Below are 3720 nucleotides of genomic sequence, written 5' to 3'. Positions count from 1 at the left end.
CTGGGGTTCGGCGCGTACCTGGTGTGGCTCTTCATGATTGCCAAACCACTGCTGGCCCGGACCCGTCAACTGCGTCGTACGGGCCACCGGCCGGCACCCAACGTGCTGTGGGGAATTGCCGCACTCATATTCGCCTGCATCGTTGGCTTCCTCTCGCCGTCGATGGAGGATCCCCTGCTCCCGCCCCTTCTCTGGACGGTCGTCGGTCTGGCCTGGTGGGCCGCACGGCGCTCCGCCCCCATCGATCAGAAGGACGGCGGGCCCGCCGATGCCACGGGCCCCGCCGGTGCCCGGGAGGACGACACCCGGATCCTCACCACCGACGAGATCCTGGCGCAGGCGCGTCGGGTGCGACCCCCGGCGGGGTTCCGCTGAGGTAGCGCGACACGCGTTTGTGTCACTACTCGTCCACATTCAGTAGTGGTGCGATCATGAGTGCGTCGCTAGAATCCATCTGCCGCGCGCGGCGTTCAGATCGGGCATCCTTCGGCGTGACGGTCCTACCGGAGCGTCGCCAAGGGACGACCAGCAGTGACCATCACGGGGGTTGTGGGCATGGGCGATACAAGCAGAGCCGATGGCTCGTCCGTTGGCCGGGCACCGGTCGACGCGAGCCTCGCCCCGAGCGGCGGTCGACGCTCGCGGTGAGCGAGGGCCCTTTCGCGGTGCGCGCCGCTCAGTTGACCGACCGGGATCCTCGCGCACTCCAGCCACTGCCGGGCGCCCCCGGCCGTCACGTCGACGCGCCGACGGTCGGGCTCACCGGGCCGGTCCGTCCCTCCGTCGACGCGCCGACGGTCGGGCTCACCGAGCCGGTGCGCCGGGTAACTCCGGCGATCTCGGTCTGCATCGCGGTACGGGACCGTCCCGAACTGCTCGTGACGTCCATCCGCAGCGTGCTCAGCGGCACCTTCGATGACTTCGAGATCGTCGTGGTCGACGACGGCTCCACCGTGCCGGCCCAGGAATGCCTGGCCGCCGCCGATCTCCTGGCCGATCAGCGCATTCGACTCGTGCGTCAGAAGCCGTCGGGCATCAGCGCAGCCCGTAACACGGCCCTGCGCGTCGCTCGTGGCCGTTACGTCACCGTCCTCGACTCCGACGACGAGTTCACTGAGGACGGGCTGGCCCGCATCCAGGAGTTCCTGACCCGGACCGGGGCCGTCTGGATCTACACCGACTACGAAGAGCTGGTGGGCAACTCCGCTCGGTCGATCAGCCTCCCGTCCTACCCGACGGCACGCCGCATGCTCTGGTCGGTCCTGACCCGTCCGCGGCTGCCGTTCAAGCACTCCGGCATGTCCATCGAGCGCGAGCTGCTGGTCCGCCTCGGCGGCTACGACGAGAAACTACCGATCAAGGTCGACGTCGAGCTGGTCCTGCGGGCGCTCGCCAGCGGCGTCCACCCGGCGCACCTCGACCATCCGGTCGTCCGGTTCCACCGGCACGAGGGCAGCATCAGCCGCCGCCGGATCGCCGGGCTCAGCGTCTGGTTCCAGCTGATCAGCCGGTACACCCGTCCACGGGTGCCGGGCCTGGCGCTGGTCATCAAGGCGGTGCGCGCCAGCAGCGAGATCGGCAAGTGGTTGGTTTCCGCGCTCGGTCGCTGAACCAAACGACTCGGCCCGGCCACCCCTCGGGGGCGGCCGGGCCGAATCGTCGTGGTGGCGTTAGTCGGGCGGCAGGAACCCGGTCGGGTTCTCCGCGAACATCTTGTTGGCCAGGCTGTAGTCGTCCACCCGCCCAATGTCCAGCCAGAAGCCGCGGTGCCGCCAACTGGAGACCCGCCCGTTGGTGCTCAGCTGGTCGAGGATGAGTTGCGGCATGTCGTACGCGCCGGCCGGAATCTTCTCGAGCGCCTTGGGTGACATGGCGTAGGCGCCCATCGAGACGTCGAGGTTCAGCGTCGGCTTCTCGTCGTAGCCGACCACGTCACCGGACTCGTCAATCTTGAGGATGCCCAGCTCGATCTTCTCCGACCGGGTGTACACGCTGATCGTCACCGGGGCTCCGCTGCCCCGGTGATGCGCCATCAGGGCCGTGAAGTCCAGGTCGGTGAGCAGGTCGCCGTTCATCACGAAGAAGTCGTCGTCCAGGGTGCCCGCCAGTTGGCGCAACGGCCCCGCCGTACCCAGGGGCTGCTCCTCGCGGACGTAGTCGATGTGCAGGCCCAGCTTGCGGCCATCCTCGAAGTACCCCTCCAGCAGGTACGCCAGGTGACCGGTCAACAGTGTCACGTCGGTGACGCCGTGTGCCTTGAGCTGGCGGAGCAGGATCTCCAGGATCGGGATGTCACCGACCGGCATCAGCGGCTTCGGGAAGCTGGTGGTGAAGGGACGCAGCCGGGTGCCGCGCCCACCAGCGAGAATGATCGCCCTCATACCACGTACCGGTCCACATCGAACCGGCCCAGATTCGCCCGCACGTAGTCGACGACCTCGGTGAGGCCCTGACGCAGCGACACCGTGGGCTCCCAGCCACAGCGTTCCCGCGCCCGCTCGGTGCCGGCGATCAGTTCGAACACCTCGCTCTGCGGGGGCCGCAGCCGCTGGCTGTCCTCGACGATGTCGATGTCCGGTCGCCCCGCCACCTCCGCGATGAGGCGCGCCAGGTCACCGATGGCGATGCCCCGGCCGTTGCCGATGTTGGTGACCTGCCCGACGCACTGGTCGGCAGCCGCCACGGCCATGAACCCGGCCGCCGTGTCGGTGACGTACGTCAGATCGCGCACCGGCCGCAGGTCGCCGAGGGCGATCTTCTCCCGCCCCGCCACCACCTGGGCGGCGACGGTGGGGATCACCGCGCGTGCGCTCTGCCGGGGACCGTAGGTGTTGAACGGCCGGATCACGGCCACCGGCAGATCGAACGACCGGTAGAACGACTCGGCCATCGCGTCGGCGCCGATCTTCGAGGCCGAGTAGGGCGACTGGGGCTGAATCGGGTGGTCCTCGTCGATCGGCGTGTAACGGGCCGTCCCGTACGTCTCGGACGTGGACGTGTGAACCAACCGGCGCACCCCGAGGTCACGCGCCGCCTCCAGCACGTTCAGCGTGCCGGTCACGTTCGTCGCCACGTAGGACGCCGGGGCCACGTAGCTGTACGGGATCGCGATCAGCGCGGCCAGGTGGAAGACCGTGTCGCAATCGGCGATGGCACGGCGGACCGCGAAAGGATCGGTGATGTCGGAGTGCACCACCTCCACCGACCGGCGGACCTCCGGGTCGACGTCGGCGAGCATGCCGAGGTCGGACCGGCCGGTGTACCGGACCATGGCGCGTACCTCCGCCCCGGCCCTGACCAGTCGCTCGGTCAGGTGGGAGCCGATGAACCCGCCGGCACCGGTGACCAGAACTCGGCGCCCCGCCCAAGCCCCATCGGTTGATAACGCCGTCATCCCGTGCCTCTCCTTGTCATTCATTGGCCGGCTCCGGCCGGCGTTGCCAACTCCGTCAGCAGGCCACGTAGGCTATCTCGCAACGGCGTCTCAGCCTTCCAGGGTGTCTCGGCGGCGAGTTTGGCCGCCGAACCGACCTGACAGCGAAGGTCGCTGTGCCCGGCGACCACGTCAACGACGGACCAGTCCAGCCCGGCCAGGTCCAGCAGGATCTCCAGGACCCGCCGGACGGTCACCCCGGAACCCGAGCAGACATTGTAGATTTCACCGGCCCTGCCCAGCTCCGCCAGCTCGACGTACGCCCGCGCGACATCTCTGACGTCGGT

The 3720-nt window shown here is 68.8% G+C and carries 4 protein-coding genes and 1 pseudogene; 2 read left to right on the top strand and 3 right to left on the bottom strand.

The features are described 5' to 3' along the window. Together KBX53_RS25820 and KBX53_RS25815 are read left to right on the top strand one after the other, a co-directional pair. The coding region (locus KBX53_RS25820; RefSeq protein WP_210862117.1) for a hypothetical protein at nt 1-375 on the top strand (375 nt) is incomplete at its 5' end. A gap of 269 nt (nt 376-644) precedes the next feature. Further along, entirely contained in the window at nt 645-1610 is a 966-nt protein-coding gene (locus KBX53_RS25815) for a glycosyltransferase (protein ID WP_081883808.1), read from the top strand. A gap of 60 nt (nt 1611-1670) precedes the next feature. On the opposite strand, the gene KBX53_RS25810 is transcribed toward KBX53_RS25815, so the two are convergent. The 3 genes and pseudogenes from KBX53_RS25810 to KBX53_RS25800 all read right to left on the bottom strand — a co-directional run. Further along, nucleotides 1671-2381, bottom strand: coding sequence for a nucleotidyltransferase family protein (locus tag KBX53_RS25810; RefSeq protein ID WP_030331248.1), 711 nt, complete (start codon nt 2379-2381; stop codon nt 1671-1673). After that, on the bottom strand, nt 2378-3394 hold the full coding sequence (locus KBX53_RS25805; RefSeq protein WP_030331246.1) for a GDP-mannose 4,6-dehydratase: 1017 nt from the start codon (nt 3392-3394) through the stop codon (nt 2378-2380). The genes KBX53_RS25810 and KBX53_RS25805 overlap by 4 nt, the downstream gene beginning before the upstream one ends. A 20-nt stretch (nt 3395-3414) precedes the next feature. Next, nucleotides 3415-3720, bottom strand: a pseudogene (locus KBX53_RS25800) (hypothetical protein); the annotation flags it as partial.

Origin of the sequence: Micromonospora sp. M51 (genome assembly GCF_018070305.1) — a bacterium.
GTDB lineage: Bacteria > Actinomycetota > Actinomycetes > Mycobacteriales > Micromonosporaceae > Micromonospora > Micromonospora parva.
The sequence above is the reverse complement of the archived record's forward strand: the minus strand, read 5'-3'. Positions and strand labels throughout refer to the sequence as shown.

Excerpts from the sequence above, each read along its gene's own strand:
- KBX53_RS25810 (WP_030331248.1), bottom strand. The coding sequence starts at position 2,381 with ATGAGGGCGATCATTCTCGCTGGTGGGCGCGGCACCCGGCTGCGTCCC.
- KBX53_RS25805 (WP_030331246.1), bottom strand. The coding sequence starts at position 3,394 with ATGACGGCGTTATCAACCGATGGGGCTTGGGCGGGGCGCCGAGTTCTG.